Source organism: Pseudomonas sp. PVC-3-1, assembly GCF_057444315.1.
The window spans coordinates 5,275,897-5,301,193 of the sequence record NZ_CM172023.1 but is presented as its reverse complement, the minus strand read 5'-3'; the positions used below and the strand labels follow the sequence as shown (position 1 = coordinate 5,301,193).

The window sequence follows — 25,297 nt, the reverse complement described above, 5'->3', positions numbered from 1 at the left end:
TATGGGCGGAAACGCCGTTCGCGAGCAAGCTCGCTCCTACATGGGGCCCAAAAAAAGCCGGGCATATGCCCGGCTTTTTCATTGCCGCTGGAAGCGTCAGCCGCGCTGACGCTTGGGCAGGACGTCCTTGAGCTTGGTGTGCATGCTGCGCACGGCCTTCTCGGTGGTGTCCCAGTCGATGCAGGCGTCGGTGATCGATACACCGTACTGCAGCTGGCACAGGTCCTTCGGGATCGGCTGAGCGCCCCAGCCCAGGTGGCTTTCCACCATCAGGCCGACGATGGAGTTGTTGCCTTCGGCGATCTGGTTGGCGACGTTGTCCATCACCAGCGGCTGCAGGGCCGGGTCCTTGTTGGAGTTGGCGTGGCTGCAGTCGACCATCACGTTCAGCGGGATCTTCGCCTTGGTCAGTTCCTGTTCGCACAGGGCGACGCTGACCGAGTCATAGTTCGGCTTGCCGTTGCCGCCACGCAGCACCACGTGGCCGTAGGCGTTGCCCTTGGTGGTGACGATGGAGACGCCGCCTTCCTGGTTGATGCCCAGGAAACGGTGCGGGCTGGAAACCGATTGCAGGGCGTTGATCGCCACGGTCAGGCTGCCGTCGGTGCCGTTCTTGAAGCCGACCGCCGAGGACAGGCCGGAAGCCATCTCGCGGTGGGTCTGGGATTCGGTGGTGCGCGCGCCGATGGCCGACCAGCTGATCAGGTCCTGCAGGTACTGCGGGGAAATCGGGTCGAGCGCCTCGGTGGCGGTGGGCAGGCCCATTTCGGCGAGGTCGCGCAGCAGCTGGCGGCCGATGTGCAGGCCGTCCTGGATCTTGAAGGAGTCGTCCAGGTACGGGTCGTTGATCAGGCCCTTCCAGCCGACGGTAGTGCGCGGCTTCTCGAAGTACACGCGCATCACCAGGAACAGGGTGTCGGAGACTTCCGCGGCCAGCACCTTCAGGCGCTCGGCATACTCGTGGGCGGCCTTGATGTCGTGGATCGAGCAGGGGCCGATCACCACGAACAGGCGGTGGTCCTTGCCGTCGAGGATGTCGCGCACGACTTGGCGGCCGTTGGCGACGGTGCGCAGGGCGGCGTCGGTCAGGGGGATTTCGCGCTTGAGCTGCTCCGGCGTGATCAGTGTCTCGTTGGAGGCAACGTTAAGGTCATCGATCTGTAAATCAGCCATCGTGGTACTCAATCAGGTCACGGGTGCCGGCCGCCAGGAATCCCCGTGCGAGGGGCGCAGGCAAATGTGTCGCTAAGGGGAACCCGAACCTTAACCGTTCAGGCCTCGCCTCGACAATGGTTCGATGCAGGAAAATGCCCGCAACACGGGCATTTGCGCGACTTTCTGCGGGGCGGCGATCAGACCGCGCAAAACAATGGGAAGTCCGCGGCGTTGCGCGCGATCCATTCCAGCGCCAGGTCCTCGATCGGCTGCTCGTCGCCCAGCACCTGTGCCTGCTGGCGGCGGTAATGCTCGATCTGGCAGACCTGCTCGATCATCCGGGCGCGAAACAGGGTGTCTTCGTCGATGAAGGCAATGCCCACGCGGTAGTCGCTGCTCTGCTTGCGGCTCCAGGCGATGACGCCTGGATAGCGCGCGGCGTCGCCCAGCAGGGGGATGCGCAGTTCGATGGAAGTGCCGCGGCGAAAACCCCGCGGTGAATTGCACGCCACGCCGCCGAGGCTGATATTGTGCAACCGCTGGCGCGGCAGGAAGGTCTGCTTGCGGATGACCAGCTCGACCGGAAGGTCGCAAGGGTGACGCAGGAACTGACGCATGACGGAACGCTCCGACTGCAATCTTTATAGTGGTGGCACCTTGAGTATAGTGCCGGCCCTGGAGCTGACTGACCTGGATGCCGACCGCCGGCTGCTGGAGCTGCCGGGCGTTTCGCTGCTGGTTTTCACCGGCGCGGGCTGCTCCACCTGCCGCTGGGCGCGGCAGGCTTTGCCGCAGTCCCACTTGCCGGTGGACCGCCTGTGCTGGATCGACGCGGGGCACAGTGGCGGGCTGGTCGAGCGCTATGAAGTCTTCCACCTGCCTTCCCTGTTCCTGGTGCGCGACGGCCATTTCCTGGGCCCGGTCCACGCACCGTTGCGCCCCGAACCCCTGATCCAAGCCCTGCGCGCTGCCTTGTTGCGCCCTGTTGAGGAATTGCCTTGATGAATCTGCGAATCGGCATCATCGGAACCGGCGCCATTGGCGGTTTCTATGGCCTGATGCTGGCCCGCGCCGGCCATGACGTTCATTTCCTGCTGCGCAGCGAGTATCCCGCCGTTGCGCAGAACGGCTTGCGCCTGAACAGCCAGGTGCACGGCGCGCTGAGCCTTTCGCCGGTGAATGCCTACGATGACGCGACGAAGATGCCGCCCTGCGACTGGCTGCTGGTGGGCGCCAAGACCACCAGCAATGCCGAACTTGCGCCGCTGATCATTCAGGCCGCCGCGCAGGGGGCCAAGGTCCTGCTGTTGCAGAACGGCCTCGCAGTGGAGGACGAACTGCGTGCGCTGTTGCCCGAGCACATCCATCTGCTGGGCGGGCTCTGCTTCATCTGCGTTCACCGCGCGGAGCCGGGCGTGATCGAGCACCAGGCCTTCGGTGGAGTGAACATCGGCTATCACTCCGGCCTCGCGCAGGAGGCCGAAGTGCGCCAGGCGATCGTGGAGGAGGGCGCCGCGCTGTTCCGCAGCGCCGGCCTGGACTCCAACGCCATGCCCAATCTGGAGCAGGCGCGCTGGCAGAAACTGGTCTGGAACATTCCCTACAACGGCCTTTCCGTGCTGCTCGACAGCGGTACGCGGGCGATCATGGATAACTCTGACAGCCGCACCCTGGTCGCCGAGCTGATGGAGGAAGTCATCGCCGGCGCCGCCGCTTGCGGGCACTTGCTGCCGCAGGGCATCGTCGGCGCGATGCTCAGCTCCACTGACGCCATGCCGGACTACCTGCCCAGCATGTACCATGATTTTGCCCAGTGCCGGCCGCTGGAGCTGGGTGCTATTTACGCCGCGCCGCTGGAGGCTGCACGCCGGGCCGGGCGTGAACTGCCGAAGATCGAGGCGCTGTATCGCGCGCTGCGCTTCATCGACGCGCGCAACCAGGCTCGCTGACGAACGCCGGGGGAAGCATGGCAAAAGGACTGGGCGACAAGCTGGTGGTGGCGATTTCCTCGCGGGCGCTGTTCGATCTGCGGGAAAGCCATCAGGTCTATGAAAGCGAAGGTGTCGAAGCCTATCGCCAGTACCAGATCGCCCGCGAAGACGACGTGCTGCCGCCGGGCGATGCCTTCGCCCTGGTGCAGAAGCTGCTGGCCCTCAACGGTGGAACCGACAGCGCGCCGGTCGAAGTCATCCTGGTTTCGCGCAACAGCGCCGATACCGGCCTGCGTGTGTTCAACTCCATCCAGCACTATGGCCTGGGCATCTCCCGCGCCGCCTTTGTCGGCGGCCGCAGCCCCTATCCCTACCTGAAGGCGTTCAACTGCCACCTGTTCCTCTCCACCCATATAGAGGATGTGCGCAACGCTCTGGACGCCGGCTTTGCCGCCGCGACCATCCTTTCCGGCGGTGCCCGCCGGGAGGCCAATGGCGAGTTGCGCTTTGCCTTCGACGGCGATGCGGTGTTGTTCTCCGACGACTCCGAGCGCGTCTACCAGCAGGGCGGGCTGGACGCCTTCCAGACCCACGAGCGCGAATCCGCCCGCGAGCCGCTTCGTGGCGGGCCGTTCAAGCCCTTCCTGGCAGCACTCAACCGCGTGCAGCAGGCCTTCCCACAGGAGTCCTGCCCGATCCGCACGGCGCTGGTCACCGCGCGTTCCGCACCGGCTCACGAACGGGTGATCCGCACGCTGCGCGAATGGGACATCCGTTTGGACGAATCGCTGTTTCTCGGTGGTCTGGACAAGGCCGCTTTCCTCGAGGCCTTCGCCGCCGACGTATTCTTCGACGACCAGCCGATGCACTGCGAGAAAGCGCGGGATGTGGTGGCGACCGGCCATGTTCCCCATGGCGTCAGTAACGAGAAGAAGGTCGCCGGATAGCCACCTGGCCGCGACATCCGGCCTTCTCGGAGCGATTCGCGTTCTCCTGCTACGCTGCTGGATAGGCCCCGCCGCGCAGGCAGTCGAGGAGGCCGCATGATCCGAACGATTCTTTACGCCACCGACCTCGGTCTTTACGCCCCCTACGTCCTTCAGCACGCACTTTCGCTGGCCCGCGCCTACAGCGCCGAGGTTTACGTCGTGCATGCGGTGGAGCCGCTGGGGCTGTTCGCCGAGTCCGTTTTGCAGACCTACCTGGACGAAGGCACGCTGAAGGAGATGCGCACCAATGGCCTGACCAACGTCATGGGCAGTATCGAGCAGCGGGTGATGGAGGGGTTCCGCGATGAACTGGGGGAAGCGCGCCAGGACGCCGAGCTGATCCGCTCGGTGCGCGTGATACAGGGCGATGCGCCGATGGTGATTCTCGACGAGGCCAAGCGCCTGGACGTCGACATTATCGTTGCCGGCAGCCACAGCCATGGGGAAGGGCTGAATACGCCGCTGGGGCGCACCGCCGCGCGCCTGGTGCAACTGGCCGAGGTGCCGGTCTATCTGGTGCCGATGCTGCAGCATCGTTGAATGCTTTGTGACGATATGTCGGACAAGCCCGGAATTTCCGTGGGGCTTTAGACGAATGGCATGCAGGGCAAAAAAAAACGTCTAGTTTTATTCCTTAAACCATTAATATGGTTATAAAACGATAAGCCCTTGATCGCGGGTCGCGACATTCATTTCGAGGAAAGTCCATGAAGCTTCAGCAACTGCGCTATATCTGGGAAGTCGCGCACCACGATCTGAACGTCTCCGCCACTGCCCAAAGCCTGTATACCTCCCAGCCCGGCATCAGCAAGCAGATCCGCCTGCTGGAAGACGAGCTGGGCGTCGAAGTCTTCGCCCGTAGCGGCAAGCACCTGACCCGCGTCACTCCGGCCGGTGAGCGGATCATCACCACCGCCGGCGAAATCCTGCGCAAGGTCGAGAGCATCAAGCAGATCGCCCAGGAATTCTCCAACGAAAAGAAGGGCACGCTGTCCATCGCCACCACCCACACCCAGGCGCGCTATGCGCTGCCCGGCGTGATCAGCGGCTTCATCAAGCAGTACCCGGACGTCTCCCTGCACATGCATCAGGGCACGCCGATGCAGATCGCCGAAATGGCTGCCGACGGCACCGTCGACTTCGCCATTGCCACCGAGGCGCTGGAGCTTTTCGGCGACCTGATCATGATGCCGTGCTACCGCTGGAACCGCTGCGTGATCGTGCCCCAGGGCCACCCGCTGACCAAGGTGCCGAAGCTGACCCTGGAGCTGCTTGCCGAGCAGCCCATCGTCACCTACGTATTCGGCTTCACCGGCCGCTCCAAGCTTGACGAGGCCTTCAACCAGCGCGGCCTGGTGCCGAAGGTAGTGTTCACCGCCGCTGACGCCGACGTGATCAAGACCTACGTGCGACTGGGCCTGGGCGTGGGCATCGTGGCCCACATGGCGGTCGATCCGAAGCTCGACAGTGACCTGGTGATGCTTGATGCCAGCCATCTGTTCGAGTCCAGCGTGACCAAGATCGGCTTCCGTCGCGGCACCTTCCTGCGCGGCTTCATGTGCGATTTCATCGAGAAGTTCGCCCCGCACCTGACCCGTGACCTGCTGGCCAAGGCCGTTCAGTGCCACAACAAGACTGAGCTGGACGAGCTGTTCGACGGTATCGAACTGCCGATCTACTGATTGCGCTCGGGTTTCCGTTTGATGCCGTAGCCTGTCTGCTCCAGAAAAAACGCCGCGATCCTCCCCGAGAGTCGCGGCGTTTTTCATTGGCCGATTCTCGAGGCTGCAGGTCGACCCCTGACGCTTTCTGTAGGAGCGAGCTTGCTCGCGAAAGGAGCTACCGAGCACGCCGATGTGGGTCTGTTCACGAGCAAGCTCGCTCCTACAAAGGTGCCTGTTTCAGCCGATACGCCAGCGCGGCAATTGTTGGTCTGTTCGCGAGCAAGCTCGCTCCTACAAGGTGCCCTGTTTCAGCCGATACGCCAGCGCAGCAAAAGCAGGGCGGCGAATGCCAGCGCCGCGCCGACAAGGAAGGTCCAGCTGGCGCCGAAGCTTTGCCATAACCAGCCGGCCAGCACGCTGGCCATCAGCATGGCGATGCCGCTGGCGAGGTTGAACACACCGAAGGCGGTGCCCTTGAGGTCCGCTGGCGTGGTGTCGGCGATCAGCGTCGCCAGTAATCCCTGGGTAAACCCCATGTGCAGGCCCCAGAGTGCGACACCGAGGAGCATCAGCGGCGTGCTGTCTGCCCCGGCCAGCAGCAGGTCCGCCGCCACCAGCAATAGCATGCCGATGGCCAGCAGGCCGGTGCGGTCAGTGCGGTCTGACCACCAGCCCACCGGGTAGGCCGAAAGCATGAACAGCAGGGCCATCACCACCATCACCACTGGCGTCCAGGCCATCGGCAGGCCGATATCCTGGGCGCGCAGCACCAGAAAGGCTTCGCTGAAGCGGGCGAGGGTAAAGACCGCGCCGATGCCGACAACCCACCAGTAGCGCGTCGGGAAGCTGCGCAGAGCGTCGCGATGGATCGGCGAGCGGAAGCGATGCGTGCCTTCGGCGTGCTCGGGTTCCTTTACGAAGAAGACAATGGCCAGCACCGCGATAGCGGCCGGAACACAGGCAAACCAGAACACCAGCGGCAGATTGTTGCCCAGCCAGAGCATCAGCACGATCGCCAACAGCGGGCCGGCGAAAGCGCCGACGGTATCCATGGATTGGCGCAGGCCGAAGCAGGCGCCACGGATCGATGGCGGTGAGACATCGGCGATCAGGGCGTCGCGGGGTGCGCCGCGGATGCCCTTGCCGATGCGATCGAGCAGGCGCGCGGCGAAGATGGTCTCGCCCGAGGTAGCCAGTGGAAACAGCGGCTTGGACAGCGCCGCCAGGCCGTAGCCGAACAGCACCAGGCCCTTGCGCCGGCCGAGGAAGTCACTGATGGCGCCGGAGAATACCTTGACGATCAGCGCGGTGGCCTCGGCGATGCCCTCGATCAGACCTACCGCGACCATGCTCAGCCCCAGGCTGCCGACCAGGAACAGCGGCAGCAGACTGTGCAGTAGCTCGGAGGACACGTCCATGAACAGGCTGACGAACCCCAGCGCCCAGACAGTGCCGGGAATGCGAGGGCGTGGACGATCCGAGCTGTCGGCCATGGTGAAATATCCTTGGAGGGGAGAACAGTCTGGCCGATCGACTATCAAGAAAGCGTCAAGTCAGACGCTTACAGGCGTGTACTCATAGACGGTCAAGATCGTCGCGCTGGGCCAGTTCGGCCAGGGCTTCGCGGGAGTCCAGCGGTAGCTCGCCACGGCCTTCGAGCACTTCGTGCAGGAAGCTCATGAACACCGTGTAGACGACCTCGCGGCCGTCATCGTGGCGGACGACGAAGAAGGGCGCGGTGTCCACTCCATACTGGGCCGCGACCAGCCAGCCGGTGCTGGCGGGGTTGCGCTCGTCGGCGACCAGGGTGCGGTCGATACGATTCAGGTGACCGCCCTTGACCAGGCGTTCGTGGACTTCGCGGCACTTGCGGCAGTCCTGGCCGTCGGCCAGGACTTTCTTCACCAGGGTGATGCGCATGGGATCGGCTCCGCCGCAGGCATGCAGGCGTCCGATCCTGGGCTGCGGGCTGACAGGGAAAATTCCGTCAGCCGAGGGTAAGGCTTCAGGCCTTGCTGATCAAATTGCCGGCGTGCAGGCCGCACTCTTTCTGCGTGGCTTCTTCCCACCACCAGCGGCCTTCGCGCTCGTGCTGGTTCGGCAGCACAGGGCGGGTGCAGGGTTCGCAGCCGATGCTGATGAAGCCGCGCTCGTGCAGGCTGTTGTAGGGGATTTCCAGCATGCGGATGTAAGCCCAGACTTCCTCGCTGCTCATGTTGGCCAGCGGGTTGAACTTGACCAGCGGCTTTTCCGGAGTGGAGAAAGCGCCGTCCAGTTCGACCACGGCGACCTGGCTGCGGGTGCCGGGGCTTTGGTCCTTGCGCTGGCCGGTGGCCCAGGCGGTCACGGTGGACAGCTTGCGCTTGAGCGGCTCGATCTTGCGGATGCCACAGCACTCGCCGTGGCCGTCCTTGAAGAAGCTGAACAGGCCCTTCTCCTTGACGAACGGCTCCAGCAGGCGCGGGTCCGGGGTCATCACCTCGATGGCGATGCCGTAGTGCTCGCGGACCTGCTCGATGAAGCGGTAGGTCTCCGGGTGCAGGCGGCCGGTGTCCAGGCTGAACACCTTGACGTTCTTGTTGAGCTTCCAGGCCATGTCCACCAGCACCACGTCCTCGGCGCCGCTGAAGGAAATCCACAGCTCGTCGCCGAAGTGCTCGAAGGCAAGCTTCAGGATGTCCTGTGGGGCTTTGCTGGCATAGCTCGCGGCGATTTCCGCGATATCGAACGGGAGGCTCATCAGGCGGTATTCCTAGTTTTAATGGCGCGGGGGCGCTCTGTGGGCGCGATGGTAGCAAAGAGGCGGATATGCCCCTAAATAACCATCAGGAAGGTGGACTGTGGTGTTTGGGTATAAGTGCCGCGTTGCGCCGCTTGGAGCGAGCCGCTAGAGTGCCGCCTCTCAAGTCAATCCTGCGGGGAAATCGTTCGTGGAAATCGCCTGTCTCGACCTGGAAGGGGTTCTGGTTCCGGAAATCTGGATCGCCTTCGCTGAAAAAACCGGTATCGAAGCGCTGAAGGCGACGACCCGCGATATTCCGGATTACGACGTGCTGATGAAGCAGCGTCTGCGCATCCTTGACGAGCACGGCCTGAAGCTGTCCGACATCCAGGAGGTGATCGCCACCCTGAAGCCACTGGAAGGCGCGGTGGAGTTCGTCGACTGGCTGCGCGAGCGCTTCCAGGTGGTGATCCTCTCCGACACCTTCTACGAGTTCTCCCAGCCGCTGATGCGCCAGCTCGGTTTCCCGACCCTGCTGTGCCACAAGCTGATCACTGACGAGACTGATCGCGTCGTCAGCTACCAGCTGCGCCAGAAGGATCCGAAGCGTCAGTCGGTCATCGCCTTCAAGAGCCTGTACTACCGTGTCATCGCCGCTGGCGATTCCTACAACGACACCACCATGCTCTCCGAAGCTCACGCCGGCATCCTGTTCCATGCGCCGGAGAATGTGATTCGCGAGTTCCCGCAGTTCCCGGCGGTGCACACCTATGAGGACCTGAAAAAGGAATTCCTCAAGGCGTCCAACCGCCAGCTCAGCCTGTAAGATCAGCCGAGACGAAAAAGCCCCGCAAGTGCGGGGCTTTTTCTTTCCGGCTCTTTTGTAGGAGCGAGCTTGCTCGCGAATCGCCCCAACATCGATGTGGCCGGTGGATCTGTTCGCGAGCAAGCTCGCTCCTACAGTCGTTCGGCCTGCGGCATCAGCGTTACAGGTTCTCCAGCGTCCGCAGCAGCACACCCACCTTGGTCAGCGATTCCTCGTATTCCTCTTCCCATTTTGAGTCGGCCACGATACCGCCGCCTGCCCAGCAGCTCGCCTGGCCGTCTTTCACCAGCACGGTGCGGATGGCGATGGAGCTGTCCATCTCGCCGCGCACGTCGAGGTAGAGCAGGCTGCCGCAGTAGATGCTGCGCTGGGTTGGCTCCAGCTCGTCGATGATCTGCATGGCGCGGACCTTCGGCGCGCCGGTGATGGAGCCGCCCGGGAAGCTGCCTTCGAGGAGGTCCAGTGCATCCTTTCCGTCCGCCAGTTCGCCACGCACGCTGCTGACCAGATGGTGCACGTTGGGGTAGGTCTCTACCGCGAACAGCTCGGGCACGCGCACACTGCCTGGGCGGCAGCTGCGGCCCAGGTCGTTGCGCAGCAGGTCGACGATCATCAGGTTCTCGGCACGGTCCTTCTCGCTGGCGAGCAGGGCTTCGGCATTCCGCTGGTCGGCCTCGGGCGTGTCGCCGCGCGGGCGGGTGCCCTTGATCGGGCGGGTTTCCACCTGGTTGCCGTGGAGCTGGATGAAACGCTCCGGCGACAAGCTGAGGATCGCGCCTTCAGGCAATGCCATGTAACCGGCAAAAGGAGTAGGGCACGCCTCGCGCAGCGCTCGGTATGCCAGCCACGGGGAGCCGCTGCAAGGCGCGCGGAAGCGCTGGGTGTAGTTCACCTGATAGCAGTCGCCGGCGAGGATGTAGCTGTGCACGCGCTCCAGTGCCTCGCGGTACTGCTCGCGGCTCAGGTCCGGGCGGAATGGCGCGCCAAGCCCAAAGGGCGGCAGCGCCTCATCGTCGCGAGCCCCTTCGAACAGGGCGATCAGGCGCTCCCGCTCGCTCCTTGCCAGCGACGGGTGGAACACCAGTTGGCTACTGCGTTCCTCGTGATCGGTGATAAGCGCCCAAGCGTACAGGCCCAGGCGCGCATCGGGGAGGGCGAGGTCGTCGAGGTTCGGCTCGCGCAGGCGCTCGATGCGCCGACCGAAGTCATAACCGAGATAACCGATCATTCCGCCGACGAATGGCACTTTGTGATTGTCCGGGACTTTTGCCTCGCCCAGGCTCTGCAAGGCGGATCTAGTGCGAGCGAAAAAGCTCTTGGCCGATTCGTCGGCGGTCGGTGCCAGTTCTGCCAATGGCCAGGCGCTCAGAAGGTCATAGCGTCCACGTGTGGCAATGGGGCGGCCGGCGTCCAGGAGAACGGCACCAGGTGCCCGATGGATCAGGGCGAAGCGTTCGCCCGGGTCTTCCCGGTAAGGAAGCGGGTACAAAAAACAGTCAGGCATGGGTAACAGCGTGCAGGCAATTGAGGTGATCAGGTCGGCTGAAGTGTCGATCCTAGAGCTATTTCTTCGGTTTACGCAGGAAACGCATTCTGATAAGAAGTGACGAATCCCACGCGGACAGTGCTCCGTACCAACAACGATAATGACATAGGGATACAGGCCGTGGATGTAGTGCTCGAGCCCGCAGCCGGCAGCCTTCTGCGCTCCAGATTAACACCCCCCCGGGTGCCTGCTGATTATTTGATTCGTCCCGAGGTCCAGAATGCCCTGGACCGACATCCTTATGCCTCGATACTGCAGTTCTGCGCCCCAGCCGGTTTCGGCAAGACCACCGCGCTGGCGGCACTGGCCGGCAGGCGTGCCAGTGAAGGCCATCAGGTCGCCTGGCTCTCCCTTGAGGGTGACGACGACGACCCCGGCCGTTTCTGCCTGAAGCTCATCCAGGCGTTGGCCAGCGCTGTGCCGGGCACCGGCGAGGACGCGCTGGGCTATGTGCGCAACACCATGCGCGTGCCCGTGGTCGCGGTCATGGAAAGCCTGCTGATGGACCTTTCCCGCGACGAGCGCAAGGTCCTGCTGGTACTCGACGACCTGCATGAGATCACCCATTCCGACGTCTTCGCCGGCCTCAATCGCCTGGTGCAGTACGCCCCGCCAGGCCTCACCCTGGCGATCGGCAGCCGTTCCCAGCCGCCGCTGAACCTTGCCACCTGGCGCGCCAAGGGCCTGCTGCTGGAAGTTGGCCAGGACGAGCTGCGCCTTTCCCGCGACGAAACCCGCGAATACCTCGCCCGCGATGGCCTGCAACTCGAAGATAGCTGCCTGCAGTCGCTGCACAACCAGACCGAAGGTTGGATGGCGGGGGTTCACCTGGTCAGCCTGTGGCTACGCCAGCAGCCGGGGGCACCGGAAGATCTCAAACTGTTCAGCAGTGACAAGGCGGCGGTGGGCGATTACCTGCTGCGCGCGGTGTTCGAGCGCCTGCCGGCCGATGTGCAGGACGCATTGCTATCACTGGGGATCGCCAATCGCCTGAATGGCGACCTGGCCAACACGCTGGCCGGTCGCCAGGACGGCCAGGCGCTGCTGGAGCACCTGGACAGCATGCAGCTGTTCCTCCTGCCGCTGGACCGCGATCGCCAGTGGTACCGCTTCCACCAGTTGTTCGCCGATTTCCTCCGTGCGCGCCTGCGCGAGCGCGACCCGGAGCGCTTCAAGCAACTGCATTTCAACGCCAGCCTTTGGTTCACCAACCATCACATGCCGACCCTGGCCATCGAGCACGCCTGCCTCGCCGAGGACCCGGAGATGCTCGCCGCGCTGGTGGACGGGTGCGGCCTGGAGCTGATCAACCGCGGCCAGCTCTACCTGATTTCACGCTGGCGCAAGCACGTCCCGGACGAGATCGCCGAGCGCTACCCGATCCTCGTTCTCAGCGACGTCTGGACCCGCGCCACGGAGCTCAGCCTTCCCGAAGCCAATCGCATGATCGACGAGCTGCTGGCACGCTGGGGCGACTCGCGCGGCAACGGCCCGATGGGCAATCAGTACCTCTCGGCGCTGGCGGTGAAAGCCGTGCTGGCCTTGCAGAAGGATGACCTCGAACAGTGCATCACTCTGGCGCGCAAGGTGGAGAGCCAACTGGGGCAGAATTCGGCATTCCTTGAAGGCGCCATCCTGCTGATCGGCGCCTTCGCCCAGGTCATCCGCGGCCAGGCGGAGCAGGCGCGCCGCCTGATGGGGCTGGCGCAACAACGCAATCACTTCCTCGACGGCCGCTACCTGCACATGCAGCAGTGCACCATCGAAGTGGTGCTGGCACTGGAACAGGGCCAGGTCAAGCAGGCGCAGATGCTCATCGAGCGCGTGCGCGAGCAGGCCATGCCGTTGTTCGACAAACGCTCCCAGGCCCTGGCGCTGCCGGCCATAGCCGAAGCGCTGACGGCTTACTACCGCACCGAACTGGACGGCCTGGAAGATCGCCTGCGCTGGGCGTTGGGCCGGGTCGACGTGGTCAACCCCATCGATCTGTACGCACAGGGCATGCAGTGCCTGGCGCGCATCCAGCGCCTGCAGGGGCGCGGCAAGGAGGCGCTGGCCACGCTCGGGCTGATGCAGACCCTGGCTTCGCGCAACCAGTCCTGGCGCTTCTTCGCCATGGCGGTGGGCGAGGAGATCAACCTGATCCTCCAGGAAACCGCCACCGATCGCTGCAAACGCGCCGAGCAGCGCCTCAAGGCGATCGATTGGGTGAAGCTCGCCAGTCATTACAAGCAGATGCCGTTCAACCCGGTGCTCTGGGTGCAGGGCATCAGCCGCGTGCGCCTGCTCCAGGCGCGCGGGCACTTCAGTGAGGCGCTGCACGAAATCACCCAACTGCGCGGCATGCTGCAGGCGGGCTGGCACGGCCTGCAACGGCTGCGCCTGGACCTGCTGGCGGCCCTGAGCTACCAGCGTCTGGGCTACCAGGAACGTTCCCACAGCCTGCTCGGCCAATGCCTGGTCGGCGCCGAACGGGAAGGGGTGCGGAGCATTTTCATCGAGGAAGGCGAGGGGATTCGCCAGTTGCTGCAGCAGCTGGAGTCCACCGAGCGACAACCGGCACTGCAGGTCTTCATTCGTGGAATGTTGACCGTCTGGCCGGGGCAGGAAGCACGCAGGTCGCCCGAGGTGCTCGAAGAAGGTCTGACTGACCGAGAGCGCGAAGTGGTATGCCTGGCGGCCCAGGGACTCTCCAACGAGGAGATCGGCCAGCAGCTGTCGCTGGCCCTGGGCACCGTCAAATGGCACCTGCACAACATCTACGAGAAGCTCAAGGTGCGCAATCGGACCCAAGCGATACGCCGTGCCCGCGAGCTGAGTCTGCTCTGACATGACGACCCTGACCACATTGCCCCAGCAGCCTACGCCGCTGCTGCGCACCAAGCTGTTCCCGCCGCGCACCGACAGCGTTTCGCTGCTGCAGCGGCGGGCATTGATCGACCGCCTCTACGCCAACCGCACGCAGCGCGTGCTGATCCTCAGCGCCCCAGCCGGCTTCGGCAAGAGCACCATTCTCAGCCTGTTCCGCCAGCGTTTGCTGGAGGGCGGTGCACGGGTTGCCTGGATGTCCTGCGACGAGGGCGACAGTGAGCCGCAGCGCCTGGTGCAGTACCTGGTGGCGAGCATCCGCAGCGTCGAGGCGGACTTCGGCACCAACACCTCGAACCTGCTGCAGTCGGACATGACTCTGCCGCTGGAAGGCATCATCGACGCCTTCCTTTCCGATCTGCGCCGTCTCGACGGGCCGCTCTACCTGCTGCTCGACGACTTCCACCAGATCCGCCACCCGGCCCTGGCCCACGGCGCGCGCTACCTGATCGAGCACCTGCCGGACAATATCCGCCTGGTTACCAGCACCCGCTACCGCCCGCGCTTCCTGGTGGACGAACCGGGCCTGGCGCCCTGGGCTTTCTGCCTGAGCGGCGACGATCTGCGCCTGACCCGCGAGGAAACCGACACCTTCCTCACCGAACTCAAGGGGCTGGCCCTCAGCGACAGCGAGCTCAAGCTGCTGCACAAACGCACTGAAGGCTGGATCACCGCGTTGCACCTCGCCGCCCTGGCGCTGGCGCGCAACCCGGATCGCGCGGCGCTGCTCAAGGGGCTTTCCGGCACCGAACGCGACCTCGCCGACTACCTCGCCGAGGACGTGCTGCGTAGCCTGCCCGAACCCTTGCAGCAGTTTCTCGACCAGACCTCGGTGCTCGACGAATTTTGCGCCGAACTGTGCAATGCCTTGACCGGGCGCCGCGACGGCCTGGACATGCTGATGCGGCTGCAGAACGAGCAGCTGTTCATCATCCCGCTGGACGACCAGCGCGAGTGGTTCCGTTACCACCACCTGTTCGCCGAATTCCTCCAGGGCCGCCTGGCGCGCAACTCCGACCCGACGCCGTTGCTGCATGCTGCCGCGCGCTGGTGCGAAGGGCGTGATATGGCCGACCGCGCGATCAAGTACGCCCTGCGCGCACGCGACTATGCCTTCGCTGCCGACTTGCTGGAGCGCCAGGGCGCCAAGCTGATTGCCGGCAACCGGGTCTACGGCATTCTTGGCATGCTCAGCAGCATTCCAGCCGAGGTGATCCGCGAGCATCCGGTGTTCCAGATTTTCTATGCCTGGCAGTTGGCCTTCGAACAGAAGTTCGCCGAGGCCGAGGCGCTGATCGAAGAGCTCAGCGGGCGGTTGCTGCAAGGGCAGGGCAAGGTGCGCCACTTCGGCATGGCCGAGTTGCTCGCCGTGGCCCAGGTGCTCAAGGCACTGGTGCTGCTCTATCAGGACAAACTGGAAGGTTGCCTGAAGGTGGCGCGCCAGTGGTTGGCGTTGGTGCCGGGTAATCAGCCGGTGTTCCGCGCCAGCCTGTCGTGCATCCAGGCGGCAGCCTACGCGCTGCTGGGCGACTACGCCGAGGCGGCCAATGCCATCGGTGTGGCCCGCGATTGTCTGCGCATGGCCGACAGCGAATACCTGCAGGTCGTGGTCAGCATGATCGAGGCGCTGATCTGCAAGGAGCGCGGCGAGCTGGAGCGCGGCCGGACCATCGCCGAAAGCGCGCGCAGCCGCGTGGAGCGCGTCTTCGGTCGGCGCAGCCGAGTCGGTGGGCCGCTGTCGCTGGCCTATGCCGACCTGCTGTACGAGCAGGATCGCCACGCGGCGATCCTCGCCGAACTACCGCTGGCCACCACCTGGCGCGACGTCGCCACGCCGGTGGAACTGATCAGCCGAGGCAAGCTGGTGATGGCCAAGGCGCGATTCTTCGCCGGCGAGGCCGAACAAGGGTTGGCTCAGCTCGACGAATGGCTGGTTGGCCTGCAGTCGCCCGGCTATGAACGGGTGCATGCGCTGGCGATGAGCTGCAAGGTGCAACTGCTGCTGTGGATGCGTCGGCCCAACGAGGCCGAGCGGGTCTGCCTGCAACTGGAACGGCACCTGTCCGGACTCAATGCCGAACGCTATGCCGACGCCCATACCGCCCTGGTCCTGGCCGAAGCGCGCCTGGCGCTGTCGGAGCGGCGTGCCGAACGGGCGCAGCAGCGTCTGGAATCGTGCCTGGCGGGCTTTACCTCGCCCTATCAGCGCGACCGGCGGCTGCGTCTGTCGCTGTTACTTTCTGTGGCGTATTGGCAGAAAGGTAACAGCGAAAAAGCCTTTGCCTTGTTCGCCCCCACCCTCGAGGAAGCCTGGAATCTGGGCTACCGGCGGCTGTTCCAGGATGACGCGCTGTGGCTGCTGCCGCTATGGGATGCCTGGAAGGCTGCCGAGCCCAAGCGCGCATCGGCCTGGCAGGGGGTAGCGGAAATGCTCCGCGAGCAGTGCCGCAGACTTTCCGTCGATCCGGAAAGTTTCGATGAAAATCAGGATGTTAGCCATCGCGAACGGGAGATTCTGCGGCTTGTCGCGGCGGGTTTGTCGAACCGGGATATCGCCCAGGCGGTGCATCTGTCGGAGGCCACCATCAAGTGGCATCTGCACAACCTGTTCGCCAAGCTCGGCGTGCGCAGTCGGACCCAGGCGGTACTCAAGGGGAAGAGTCTGGGATTGCTGAGCGAAGCTTGAGTCAGACGGTTGGTTTGCGCCATCCCTTGGATGGGCTGGCAGGTTCACGGCGGGTCAGTAGCTTGGAGATCAGGACGCGAAGCCTCGTGCTTCACGAATCCATGCCCGCGGCGCCTAAGGAAGAAGTCGGGGGTCTGGAAGATCGGCAGCAGCCGGTCAGCCTGCAGCGGGGTAGGACGCCCCTTGCAGTGCCTGGGGCAACCCCACCTGAACACTGGAGAGTTATAACAATGAAAATCAAGCAACTGGTTCTTGCAAGCGCAGTTCTGGCCGCTCCGTTCCTGGCACATGCCGACATGAAATCCATGGATGACGCTGCACTGTCCGGTATCACCGGCCAGGATGGCATCAGCATTTCCGGTACCTTCAACGCCTCCATCGGCGCTGTCACCTACAAGGACGCCGACACCAACGGCGGTTCCCTGGTCCTGCAGGGTATCCACCTGCCGAGCGTGACCATCGCCGACAACGCCCCGATGACCGTCGACGTGGTGAAAACCAACATCACTCCGGTTGGCGGCGGCACCGCCGTTGCCACCGAGCAACTGGCCATCGGCCTGCCCACCGTGACCGGCGACGTCACCATCGACGCGGTCAAGGTCGGCACCGGCGGCGCCAGCATCGGCTCGCTGACCGTTTCCAACCTGAACCTGGCCGGTTCGACCGTGAAGGTCTGGGGTCACTGATCACAAGGGTGAAGCGCAGTCCCCCTTGCCGGCGTCTGCCGGCAAGGGTCTTCCAGGATTGATTTCCAGTATTTGAAGAGAGGGGTGGGATGTTCGAGATTCTGCTGGGAAGCCTGCTGGGCCTGTTCGGTTTTACCCAGGCCGTGGATACCAAGCCGCAACAGCAGGGCACAGTGAACATCTCGCAGCCGCTCACGCCCAACGGTCCCTTCCGCGAGTCGGTCCAGCTCGAGCCGATGAGCCAGGTGCAGTTCCGCAACGTCATCCGCCAGGCCTACGACTACAGCTGCGGCTCTGCAGCGCTGACCACGCTGCTGGATTACTACCTGGGCCGCAACCTGGAAGAGCGTCAGGTCATGGAAGGCCTGATCAAGTACGGCGAGGCCGACAAGATCGTCCAGCGCCGTGGATTCTCGCTTCTGGACATGAAGCGCTACGCCGCCGCACTGGGCTACAAGAGTGGCGGCTTCCGTGCCGAGTTCTCCGACCTGGACTCGCTCGAACACCCGGCGCTGGTGCCGATCCACTATGCCGGCTTCAAGCATTTCGTCGTGGTCCGCGACGTCTACAACGACCACGTTTTCGTTGCCGATCCTGCCTTGGGCAACATCAGTTTCACCCGCGCCCGTTTCGAGGAAATCTGGGACCAGAACGTACTCTTCGTCATCTACCCCAGCGGCCAGGAGCCCAGGAACGCCCTGGAGCTGCGCGAGGCCGACCTGCGCCTGGTGGACGACCGGACTGTCAGCCTGCTGGCTTTCCGCGAATTCCCGGAGATGAGCAAGGTCACCCAGAACCAGATTGGCGAAGCCGCCACGAATGGAGATGTCCAGTACATCCGGCGCAAGTGATCGCCCGATCGGCCCATACGAATAAGAACAAGACCAGGGGATAGCAACATGGATTTCAAGGGGTTTGCGTGCGTTGCCGCTCTGGCCTTGCTGGCAAGTACCAGCACATTCGCCGAAGAAGCGACAACCGAAGACGCGCGAGATGCGCTGGCCAAGAAGGATACCGACGCCGACAGCGCCAAGGCGTTGGAGCAGGTATTCCAGGCAGCCGAGAAGAGCTACACCCTGCTCAAGAAGGGTGAGCGCCAGCTGACCTACGGCTTCGACTACACCCTGATGCGCGACACCCGTCTGCAGGCCGTGCGCAGTGGCGAGAACGTCTACAGTGTGCTGGCCCAGAGCGAGGCGCAGCACACCTTCACCAACTCCTTCACCTTCGACTACGGCATCTGGGACAACCTGACTTTCAGCATGCGCCTGCCGTTCGTGGCCAAGTACGACACCGAGCGCGACATCCATGCCTACAGCCTGGGCGACGTCTCCGCGACCCTGCGCTGGCAGCCCTGGGCCGCGCGCCGCGGCCGGCCGGTCACCACGCTCTACGCGACCCTCGGCCTGCCCACTGGCGACAGCCCGTACAAGGGCAACGTGCAGGACGACGTATCCACCGGCGCCGGTTACTACAGCCTCGGCGCGGGGGCCAACATGTCCTACGTGATCGACCCGGTCGTGCTCTACGGCTCGCTCGGTTACACCTACAACATGAAGGTCGACGACATCCACCAGAACCAGTTCGGCGAAGAACTGGAGAAGGTGGTGCCGGGCGATACCCTCAACTTCGCCATGGGTATGGCGTACGCGCTGTCCTACGACGTGTCCCTGGCCACTTCCTACCAGATGGCCTACTCGTTCAAGAACAAGTACTACTTCAACGACCGCACGGTCGAGGCGCCCGAGCAGACCAGCGCGATCATGAACTTCTCGCTCGGCCTGCGAACATCGCCGGATTACATCGTCAACGTGAACGCCGGTTTCGGTCTGACCGAAGACTCGCCGGATGTACTGCTGGGGGTTTCCCTGCCCCTGGATATCCAAGGCCTCAAAGCCCAGTAACCGACGAGCGACCACCACATGACTATGCGCATTTCGCCCCTCGCGGTGGCGATGGCAGGGGTAGGGTTTGGCTGGGCGACGCTCGCCAACGCCCAGTTGGCCAACGACCTGACCATCGGCAACCCCAAGGCCATGGCCATGGCCAACGCGGTCACGGCCGACTCCACCGGCATCGACGCGGTGCACTACAACCCCGCCGCCCTGACCAAGCTCAAGGGCCGTCAGACCCAGATCAAGCTGATCACCGGGGTCATGGATATCCGCGCCGGCTTCAAGGCGCCGCCGGATTACGGCTCTTCCTCCTTCGGCCTGGACGACGATCCGGTGGCGGGCGAAAACAGCCGCACCCTGACCCCGACCATGTACCTGCCCGGCCTCGGCGGCATGACTGACATGCCGCTGCTGGTGGCGCCGCTGGCTGGCTTGTCGATCAACCCGCCGGGCTCCAAGTTCACCTTTGCCACCAACGTCTACGCGCCCCAGGCCCTGGGCTATTCGCGCGATTCGGACAGCGATCCGGCGCGCTACGAAGGACGCCGCGTCTCGCTGCAGCGCATCACCTACTTCTCGCCATCGGTGGGCTACGAGGTCAACGACGACCTGTCGGTGGGCTTGAGCGTCGGCTTCTCTCACCAGGCCATGGCGCTGGACACCGACTTCCGCAACCCAGGCCTGCTCACCGGCCTGCTGCAGACCCTGCACGACACTACCTGCGTGCCCGGCGCCCAGGAGATCGTCGAACTGGTATTCAACGTCTGTGGCGGCCGCATCGGCCCCTACGACTCATTGGCCAACCTCAAGCTGGACATGCAGCAGACGCTCTCGCCCAGCTTCAACCTGGGGGTGCTCTGGGAGCCCTACGATTGGCTGGCCTGGGGCGCGACCTACCAGAGCGAGTCGCGCATGCACCTCAAGGGCAAGTACCGCGTCGACTACACCAAGGACTGGCAGGGCTTCTGGTCGGGCATGCAGAGCTCGGTGTTCGGCGCTTTCCTCAGCCCGCTGTTCCCCTACGGCAACGCCGAGGAAGAACATGGCGTGGCCACGCTGAACATGGTCAACCCGGACAGCTTCTCCACCGGCATCAAGCTGCGTCCGTTCGACAAATGGCAGTTCAACTTCGACCTGAAGTGGACCGACTACAGCGACTGGAACAAGCTGGAAATCGAATTCGACAAGGAACTCGACCTGCTGCGCATCGCCAAGAACTTCGCACCCAACGGCGCCACTGACCACAGCATCATCCTCGACCGTGGTTACCAGGACACCTGGAGCTACGCCATGGGGATGCAGTACGACGTCAACGACCGTCTGCAACTGCGCGCCGGCTACGAGTACCGCCCCTCGGCGATCCCCAAGGACAAGGCCGATGCCCTGGTGCCCATCGGCGACGCCGACCTCTACGGCCTGGGCCTGGGCTACCAGTGGGACAAGGACACGGTGATCGACCTGGGCTTCAACTACTTCGTCTCCAAACAGAGCATCAAGGCAGGCACCAGCTGCAACCTGAACTGCACCGGCATCGACAACCTGGTCTACAACCCCTATGCCGGCCTCGACGTCAGCACCACGGTGAAGGCCTACGTCTTCGCCATGACTTACCGCACCACTTTCTGAGGGCTTGAACATGAGCAGGCTGACCCTCCTGATTTCCTGCTGCGCCGCCATCGGCATGAGCGCGTCGGCGCAGGCAGCCAGCGGCCGCTACTTATCGTGGATCGACGACAGCGGCCAGGTGCACAACACCTTCGTCGACGCCAACTACGCCCAGCAGCAGCGCCAGGCGGACAAGCGTATCGACCAGAGCGATCGCGCGCGGCTGATCGATCTCAGTGCCACCCAGTGGCCGGGCAGCCGGCCAGCGGGGGAGAGCAAGCGCCGCTACTTCACCTGGGTGGACGCCCAGGGCAACCTGCAGAACAGTTTCTACGCTGCCGGTCAGGTGGCACCCGGCCGTGCCGACTACGTGCTGCCCAACGGCGACCATTCCTCCGAGTACATTGACGCGGAGTCCTACGAGGATCGCGGTTTCGTCCGCAGCGAAAACGGCAGCCCGTACTTCACCTGGGTCGACGACAAGGGTCAGGTGCGCAACTCGCCGATCACCGCGGAGCAACGTGGCGAGATGTTCCGTCGGGGCGAGCAGGGCGGCAGCAACATCGCCTTCACCGAAGGCCGCCAGATCGACTTGAAGACGCGCCCGAGCAACTTGCCGGGGCTCGATGGCGCGGGCGAGCAGACCGATGCCATGAAGGCGCTGCTCAAGGGCAGCGGCAAGACCCTGGATGACCTTTACGTCGACCTGCAGCGGCGTTGCTGCGATCAGATGGGCGACGGCGATTTCACCGAGTTGTCGGCGGAGGAGCCGCGCTACGAGGAGCTGAACAAGTTCTCGCCGAGCTTCGACTTCCCCATGGGCAAGAGCTACTTCGTGGCGATGAAGCTGCCCAGCTCCCAGCGCGTCTACGGCCTGCGCGTGCGCAGTTTCGCCAATCACCAAGTGGTCTACCCGTCGCTGCTGTTCCTCGATGAACAGAAGCGCCCGACCCGGCTGGTGAGCGATGCGGTGTACAAGCTGAACCCGGAAACCTGGTACCGCTATGCGTTCATCGAGGGGACCATCCCGGTGCGCGCCAACCAGGGCGAGCGCTACGTGCTGCTGCTCACTACCGACGAGGACCGCAGCCTGCAGACACTCGACAACAAGCCCTACAAGCGCCCGCTGGAAGACCTGGCGGTGAACGAGGCGGGGATGAAGGTGCGTGAGCACGGCGACCAGGGCGGGTTCGAGCTGGCGGTGGTGCGCTGAGCTGATGCTCTTTGTAGGACCGAGGGGGACGCCTAGTTCTTGCTCGCGAATCGCCCAACTGCGGAGTCGCCGGGGAATCCGTTCGCGAGCAAGCTCGCTCCTACAGTCCTGCGCCACCGCTCATTGTCGGAGCGCCCCATGGTCGCGATCGCGGGCACCGGAGGGCAATAAAAAAGCCCGGCATTTGCCGGGCTTTTTCATGGGGCAGGGCGCCTCAGACTTCCTTCGGATGCACGTGGCCGAAGAGTTGCTGGGAGAAGCGCACGCGCTCCTCCACGGTCTCCTTCACGCCCTTGGCTTCCAGTTCGGCGATATGCGCTTCGACGGCATGGGTGCGCAGGGTGAGGCCGCAGTCGTTGGCGATCTGGATGTTCAGGCCGGGGCGTGCGTTGAGTTCGAGGATCAGCGGGCCCTTGTCCTGGTCCAGCACCATGTCCACGCCGATGTAGCCCAGGCCGCACAGCTCGTAGCAGCCGGCGGCGAGCTTCATGAAGCCGTCCCAATTGGGCAACTGCACGCCGTCCACCGCATTGGTGGTGTCCGGGTGCTTGCTGATCTTGTTGTTCAGCCAGGTGCCGCGCAGGGTCAGGCCGGTGGCCAGGTCCACACCCACGCCGATGGCGCCCTGGTGCAGGTTGGCCTTGCCGTTGGACTGGCGGGTCGGCAGGCGCAGCATCGCCATCACCGGGTAGCCCATCAGTACGATGATGCGGATGTCCGGCACGCCTTCGTAGCTGATGCTCTTGAAGATCTGGTCCGGGGTCACCCGGTACTCGATCAGCGCGCGGTCGCGGTGGCCGCCCAGGGAGTACAGGCCGGTGAGGATGCTCGACAACTGGTGCTCGATTTCCTCATGGCTGATGATCCGCCCGGAGACCGTCTTGTAGCGCTCTTCGAAGCGGTCGGCGATCACCAGGATGCCGTCGCCGCCGGCGCCCTGTGCCGGCTTGATCACGAAGTCGCTGCGCTCGCCGATGATTTCCGGCAGGCGTTCGATCTCCTTCTCGGTGGAGATGATCCCGTACATTTCCGGTACGTGGATGCCCGCCTCGATGGCGCGCTGCTTGGTGATGATCTTGTCATCGACGATCGGGTACAGGTGCCGTTGGTTGTACTTCAGCACGTAGTCCGCGTTTCGCCGGTTGATGCCCATGATGCCTTTGGCTTCCAGGGCTCTCCATCGCTTGATCAGGCCGAACATGGCTTAGTCCTTGAGGAAGGCTTTGAAGCGGAACAGTTCGGTCAGGCGGTACCCGCGGTAGCGACCCATCGCCAGCATGAACGACACCAGGATCAGCAGCACGGCCGGGAAGGTGAACACGAAGTACACCAGCTCCGGTACGCGCATCAGGATGTGCGCCAGTGCAGCGGCGAACAGGGTGCCGATGGCGGCCTTCATGGCGTGGGCGGCGCCGCGCTCTTCCCAGGTGATGGACAGGCGTTCGATGCTCATGGTCAGGATCACCATCGGGAACAGGGCGACCGACAGGCCGCTCTCGAAGCCAAGCTTGTGACTGAGCAGGCTGATGGCGGCGATCATCACCACCACGAAGGTCAGCACCACCGACAGGCGTGGCAGCATCTGCAGCTTCAGGTGTTCCAGGTACGAGCGTAGCGACAGGCCCAGCGCGGTGATCACGGTGAACAGGCCGATGCCCCACTGCAGGCCGGTCTCGCGGAAGGCCAGGGCGATCAGCACCGGGGTGAAGGTACCCAGGGTCTGCAGGCCGATCAGGTTGCGCAGCACCAGGATCACCAGCACGCCGAACGGGATCATGATCATGATCTGGAAGGTCTGCTGGGTGGACAGCGGCAGGCCGTACAGCGAGTACTCGAGGAAGGCCGCATCGGTGTTCTCGTCCGACAGCTTGGCCAGGCGGATGGCGTTCATCTCGCTGCTGTTGAGGCTGAAGCTGACCTGGGCTTTCTTGCCGCCCTCGATGGACAGCAGGCTCTCGTCACCCAGCCACCAGATCAGGCGGTCGTTGGGCAGGCCGCGTTCGCCGGTTTCCGGGTTGAAGTACAGCCATTCCTTGCCGTTGTAGCTGCGCAGCCAGAGTTCAGGCTGCTGCGGCTGGTTGGCGATCAGGCGGATGGTGTGCACACGCTCCAGCGGCACGTGGGCCACCGCGAGCAGGGTCTCGACCACGTGGGAGCGCTTGTCCAGGCTGGTGTCGCCGGCGAGCAGCAGTTTCACGTTGTCATCGTTGAGGTTGTTGGCGCGCTTGATCGCTTCGCTGACGAAAGTCTCGACGTCCGCCGAGTGCTGGCGGATGGGCGCGATCAGGGCTTCGGCGGCGATCTTGTCCGGGCCTTCCAGAGGCAGGCTGTCACGGAAGATCGGGCCCTTTTCCTTGGCCTTCTCGCTGGCGCCGGCATAGCGTTTGGTCAGCACCAGGCGGTAGTAGAGGGTCTGCTGGCCGGTGGCGCGGCGCGAGGACCAGGTGACCTTGCGGTTGCCATCGGAGCGGTTGATGCCCACGCCGTAGTTGTTGGAGACGAAGCTCTCGTTGAGGCTGACGTAATCCTGGGTCAGCGGCGGTACGAACATCTGCACCTTCACCGGGGTCTTCGGCGTGGCGACGAACTCGACCTTGGCGTCGATGTTCCACAGGTCGTCGGTCTCGGCCTCGGTCATGGGGATGCCGAGGACGAAGATCTGGTAGGCGGTGATCGCGACGCCCAGCGTCAGCAGGATGGCGATCAGGACCTTCAGATGCAGGGTAAGAGAGCGCATGGGATTACTCGGCAGGTTTCGCTACGGGTTGGCAGCCGGGCTTGCCGGCGGCGTATTTCAGGCTCGGGTCGACCAGGGCGCCGAAGCGCTTGAGCGCGTCGGAGCCGATCAGAAGCGGGTATTGGAAGGCGCTGCGGTCGGTAAGGTTCACTTCGATGGTGCGCAGGGCCTTGCCCATGCACAGTTCGAGCTCGATCACCGGACGCGCGGTATAGGCCTTGCCTTCGTCGGGGTCGTAGTCGCCGTGGCGGCGCTTGATCTTGCTGATGCGCGCCAGGGGCTTCTCGATCGGCTGGCTGTCGGCGGTGTCGGTAGCCAGGTAGAAACGCAGCCAGGTCTCGCCGTCGCGCTTGAAGCGCTTGATGTCGCGGGCACTGAGGGACGCGGTCTTGGCGCCGGTGTCGAGCTTGGCGGCCAGTTCGATGTCGAGGTCGTTGATCCGGGCGTATTCGTTCAGGCCATAGACGGCCTTGCCGGCAGCGGCGCTGATGCCGGGTAGCAGGAAGATGCTCAGGAGAAGGAGCAGGGCTGTGGGCTTGAGTCTCATGGGCCTTGATGAGTGAGTGGCCGCAAAGCCTTGAAAAGAAACGCCCCGGTCGTCACCCCAAATGGCTGTGGCCAGCATGCCGGCCGGCGGGGCCTGGTGACGCCAGGCAATAGCGCGGCGAATTCTATCATGTGGTTTTTCGCTGGCGACAGTCGGTTGGCGCCTTGGCAGGGTATTTGTTTCAGGCTCATGACAGCCCGGGCGTGCGGCGGGCTACCCCTGAGCCA

General features: G+C 64.0%; 22 protein-coding genes. 13 read left to right on the top strand and 9 right to left on the bottom strand.

The window, feature by feature from the left end:
* Nucleotides 1-96: 96 nt before the first annotated feature.
* Together AC2T4A_RS24255 and AC2T4A_RS24250 are read right to left on the bottom strand one after the other, a co-directional pair.
* Nucleotides 97-1,173, bottom strand: coding sequence for a 3-deoxy-7-phosphoheptulonate synthase (locus AC2T4A_RS24255; protein ID WP_138525137.1), 1,077 nt, complete (start codon nucleotides 1,171-1,173; stop codon nucleotides 97-99).
* A 179-nt stretch (nucleotides 1,174-1,352) separates the two neighbouring features.
* Nucleotides 1,353-1,772 (bottom strand): PilZ domain-containing protein, encoded by a 420-nt coding sequence (locus AC2T4A_RS24250; RefSeq protein WP_416746603.1) that lies wholly within the window; start codon nucleotides 1,770-1,772, stop codon nucleotides 1,353-1,355.
* Between AC2T4A_RS24250 and AC2T4A_RS24245 the strand changes: the two genes are divergently transcribed.
* The 5 genes from AC2T4A_RS24245 (at nucleotide 1,771) to cysB (ending at nucleotide 5,757) form a co-directional block, all read left to right on the top strand.
* Nucleotides 1,771-2,157: a YbbN family protein gene (locus AC2T4A_RS24245; protein WP_486741994.1), complete on the top strand. Its 387-nt coding sequence runs from the start codon at nucleotides 1,771-1,773 to the stop codon at nucleotides 2,155-2,157. The two genes, AC2T4A_RS24250 and AC2T4A_RS24245, sit on opposite strands and share 2 nt — an antisense overlap.
* Entirely contained in the window at nucleotides 2,157-3,104 is a 948-nt protein-coding gene (locus AC2T4A_RS24240; RefSeq protein WP_486741993.1) for a putative 2-dehydropantoate 2-reductase, read from the top strand. The genes AC2T4A_RS24245 and AC2T4A_RS24240 overlap by 1 nt, the downstream gene beginning before the upstream one ends.
* A 17-nt stretch (nucleotides 3,105-3,121) precedes the next feature.
* The gene (locus tag AC2T4A_RS24235; protein WP_486741992.1) at nucleotides 3,122-4,033 is read left to right on the top strand and encodes a 5'-nucleotidase; all 912 of its coding nucleotides are present in this window, start codon (nucleotides 3,122-3,124) and stop codon (nucleotides 4,031-4,033) included.
* Between the two features lie 96 nt (nucleotides 4,034-4,129).
* Complete coding sequence (locus AC2T4A_RS24230; protein WP_416746611.1) at nucleotides 4,130-4,615, top strand: universal stress protein; 486 nt, start codon at nucleotides 4,130-4,132, stop codon at nucleotides 4,613-4,615.
* 167 nt (nucleotides 4,616-4,782) lie between these two features.
* On the top strand, nucleotides 4,783-5,757 hold the full coding sequence (gene cysB / locus AC2T4A_RS24225; protein ID WP_088417489.1) for an HTH-type transcriptional regulator CysB: 975 nt from the start codon (nucleotides 4,783-4,785) through the stop codon (nucleotides 5,755-5,757).
* Between the two features lie 290 nt (nucleotides 5,758-6,047).
* On the opposite strand, the gene AC2T4A_RS24220 is transcribed toward cysB, so the two are convergent.
* The 3 genes from AC2T4A_RS24220 to AC2T4A_RS24210 form a co-directional block, all read right to left on the bottom strand.
* A complete protein-coding gene (locus AC2T4A_RS24220) occupies nucleotides 6,048-7,232 on the bottom strand; it encodes an MFS transporter (protein WP_486741991.1) in 1,185 nt (394 codons plus the stop codon).
* An 82-nt stretch (nucleotides 7,233-7,314) separates the two neighbouring features.
* Nucleotides 7,315-7,659, bottom strand: a complete 345-nt coding sequence (locus AC2T4A_RS24215; protein ID WP_416746615.1) for a hypothetical protein — start codon at nucleotides 7,657-7,659, stop codon at nucleotides 7,315-7,317.
* 85 nt (nucleotides 7,660-7,744) lie between these two features.
* Nucleotides 7,745-8,479 (bottom strand): phosphoadenylyl-sulfate reductase, encoded by a 735-nt coding sequence (locus AC2T4A_RS24210; protein ID WP_478378976.1) that lies wholly within the window; start codon nucleotides 8,477-8,479, stop codon nucleotides 7,745-7,747.
* Nucleotides 8,480-8,669: 190 nt separating this feature from the next.
* Here AC2T4A_RS24210 and thrH point away from each other — a divergent pair, with 190 nt between their 5' ends.
* Nucleotides 8,670-9,287, top strand: a complete 618-nt coding sequence (gene thrH, locus AC2T4A_RS24205) for a bifunctional phosphoserine phosphatase/homoserine phosphotransferase ThrH (protein ID WP_416746619.1) — start codon at nucleotides 8,670-8,672, stop codon at nucleotides 9,285-9,287.
* Between the two features lie 160 nt (nucleotides 9,288-9,447).
* Here thrH and pabB read toward each other — a convergent pair whose 3' ends face one another.
* Entirely contained in the window at nucleotides 9,448-10,791 is a 1,344-nt protein-coding gene (gene pabB / locus AC2T4A_RS24200) for an aminodeoxychorismate synthase component I (protein ID WP_486741990.1), read from the bottom strand.
* A gap of 162 nt (nucleotides 10,792-10,953) precedes the next feature.
* Here pabB and AC2T4A_RS24195 point away from each other — a divergent pair, with 162 nt between their 5' ends.
* From AC2T4A_RS24195 to AC2T4A_RS24165, 7 genes are all read left to right on the top strand, one after another.
* Complete coding sequence (locus AC2T4A_RS24195; protein WP_478378974.1) at nucleotides 10,954-13,662, top strand: winged helix-turn-helix domain-containing protein; 2,709 nt, start codon at nucleotides 10,954-10,956, stop codon at nucleotides 13,660-13,662.
* Nucleotide 13,663: 1 nt separating this feature from the next.
* Nucleotides 13,664-16,387, top strand: a complete 2,724-nt coding sequence (locus AC2T4A_RS24190) for a winged helix-turn-helix domain-containing protein (RefSeq protein ID WP_486741989.1) — start codon at nucleotides 13,664-13,666, stop codon at nucleotides 16,385-16,387.
* 230 nt (nucleotides 16,388-16,617) lie between these two features.
* Nucleotides 16,618-17,073 (top strand): DUF6160 family protein, encoded by a 456-nt coding sequence (locus AC2T4A_RS24185; protein WP_017516894.1) that lies wholly within the window; start codon nucleotides 16,618-16,620, stop codon nucleotides 17,071-17,073.
* 89 nt (nucleotides 17,074-17,162) lie between these two features.
* Nucleotides 17,163-17,924 (top strand): C39 family peptidase, encoded by a 762-nt coding sequence (locus AC2T4A_RS24180; RefSeq protein ID WP_416746627.1) that lies wholly within the window; start codon nucleotides 17,163-17,165, stop codon nucleotides 17,922-17,924.
* A gap of 48 nt (nucleotides 17,925-17,972) precedes the next feature.
* Complete coding sequence (locus AC2T4A_RS24175; RefSeq protein ID WP_416746629.1) at nucleotides 17,973-18,977, top strand: transporter; 1,005 nt, start codon at nucleotides 17,973-17,975, stop codon at nucleotides 18,975-18,977.
* Between the two features lie 18 nt (nucleotides 18,978-18,995).
* Nucleotides 18,996-20,594: an outer membrane protein transport protein gene (locus AC2T4A_RS24170; protein WP_416746631.1), complete on the top strand. Its 1,599-nt coding sequence runs from the start codon at nucleotides 18,996-18,998 to the stop codon at nucleotides 20,592-20,594.
* Between the two features lie 55 nt (nucleotides 20,595-20,649).
* The gene (locus AC2T4A_RS24165) at nucleotides 20,650-21,786 is read left to right on the top strand and encodes a MalM family protein (RefSeq protein WP_486743728.1); all 1,137 of its coding nucleotides are present in this window, start codon (nucleotides 20,650-20,652) and stop codon (nucleotides 21,784-21,786) included.
* Between the two features lie 214 nt (nucleotides 21,787-22,000).
* Here the strand turns inward: AC2T4A_RS24165 and AC2T4A_RS24160 are convergent, their stop codons facing one another.
* Genes AC2T4A_RS24160 through rloA form a run of 3 tightly spaced genes read right to left on the bottom strand, consistent with a single transcriptional unit; the run spans nucleotide 22,001 to nucleotide 25,070 of the window.
* The gene (locus AC2T4A_RS24160; RefSeq protein WP_416746633.1) at nucleotides 22,001-22,987 is read right to left on the bottom strand and encodes an alpha-L-glutamate ligase-like protein; all 987 of its coding nucleotides are present in this window, start codon (nucleotides 22,985-22,987) and stop codon (nucleotides 22,001-22,003) included.
* A gap of 3 nt (nucleotides 22,988-22,990) precedes the next feature.
* A complete protein-coding gene (gene rloB / locus AC2T4A_RS24155; protein WP_416746635.1) occupies nucleotides 22,991-24,523 on the bottom strand; it encodes an osmotic stress tolerance membrane protein RloB in 1,533 nt (510 codons plus the stop codon).
* A gap of 4 nt (nucleotides 24,524-24,527) precedes the next feature.
* Nucleotides 24,528-25,070: a retropepsin-like aspartic peptidase RloA gene (rloA, locus tag AC2T4A_RS24150; RefSeq protein WP_486741988.1), complete on the bottom strand. Its 543-nt coding sequence runs from the start codon at nucleotides 25,068-25,070 to the stop codon at nucleotides 24,528-24,530.
* Between the last annotated feature and the right edge of the window lie 227 nt (nucleotides 25,071-25,297).

Bases quoted from the DNA above. Each gene is read 5' to 3' on its own strand.
- AC2T4A_RS24165 (WP_486743728.1), top strand. From the start codon at position 20,650: ATGAGCGCGTCGGCGCAGGCAGCCAGCGGCCGCTACTTATCGTGGATC.
- rloA (WP_486741988.1), bottom strand. From the start codon at position 25,070: ATGAGACTCAAGCCCACAGCCCTGCTCCTTCTCCTGAGCATCTTCCTG.
- rloB (WP_416746635.1), bottom strand. From the start codon at position 24,523: ATGCGCTCTCTTACCCTGCATCTGAAGGTCCTGATCGCCATCCTGCTG.
- AC2T4A_RS24245 (WP_486741994.1), top strand. From the start codon at position 1,771: ATGACGGAACGCTCCGACTGCAATCTTTATAGTGGTGGCACCTTGAGT.
- AC2T4A_RS24210 (WP_478378976.1), bottom strand. From the start codon at position 8,479: ATGAGCCTCCCGTTCGATATCGCGGAAATCGCCGCGAGCTATGCCAGC.
- AC2T4A_RS24215 (WP_416746615.1), bottom strand. From the start codon at position 7,659: ATGCGCATCACCCTGGTGAAGAAAGTCCTGGCCGACGGCCAGGACTGC.
- AC2T4A_RS24180 (WP_416746627.1), top strand. From the start codon at position 17,163: ATGTTCGAGATTCTGCTGGGAAGCCTGCTGGGCCTGTTCGGTTTTACC.
- AC2T4A_RS24160 (WP_416746633.1), bottom strand. From the start codon at position 22,987: ATGTTCGGCCTGATCAAGCGATGGAGAGCCCTGGAAGCCAAAGGCATC.
- pabB (WP_486741990.1), bottom strand. From the start codon at position 10,791: ATGCCTGACTGTTTTTTGTACCCGCTTCCTTACCGGGAAGACCCGGGC.
- AC2T4A_RS24235 (WP_486741992.1), top strand. From the start codon at position 3,122: ATGGCAAAAGGACTGGGCGACAAGCTGGTGGTGGCGATTTCCTCGCGG.
- AC2T4A_RS24190 (WP_486741989.1), top strand. From the start codon at position 13,664: ATGACGACCCTGACCACATTGCCCCAGCAGCCTACGCCGCTGCTGCGC.
- AC2T4A_RS24170 (WP_416746631.1), top strand. From the start codon at position 18,996: ATGACTATGCGCATTTCGCCCCTCGCGGTGGCGATGGCAGGGGTAGGG.
- cysB (WP_088417489.1), top strand. From the start codon at position 4,783: ATGAAGCTTCAGCAACTGCGCTATATCTGGGAAGTCGCGCACCACGAT.
- AC2T4A_RS24230 (WP_416746611.1), top strand. From the start codon at position 4,130: ATGATCCGAACGATTCTTTACGCCACCGACCTCGGTCTTTACGCCCCC.
- AC2T4A_RS24185 (WP_017516894.1), top strand. From the start codon at position 16,618: ATGAAAATCAAGCAACTGGTTCTTGCAAGCGCAGTTCTGGCCGCTCCG.
- AC2T4A_RS24255 (WP_138525137.1), bottom strand. From the start codon at position 1,173: ATGGCTGATTTACAGATCGATGACCTTAACGTTGCCTCCAACGAGACA.
- AC2T4A_RS24240 (WP_486741993.1), top strand. From the start codon at position 2,157: ATGAATCTGCGAATCGGCATCATCGGAACCGGCGCCATTGGCGGTTTC.
- AC2T4A_RS24250 (WP_416746603.1), bottom strand. From the start codon at position 1,772: ATGCGTCAGTTCCTGCGTCACCCTTGCGACCTTCCGGTCGAGCTGGTC.
- AC2T4A_RS24175 (WP_416746629.1), top strand. From the start codon at position 17,973: ATGGATTTCAAGGGGTTTGCGTGCGTTGCCGCTCTGGCCTTGCTGGCA.
- AC2T4A_RS24220 (WP_486741991.1), bottom strand. From the start codon at position 7,232: ATGGCCGACAGCTCGGATCGTCCACGCCCTCGCATTCCCGGCACTGTC.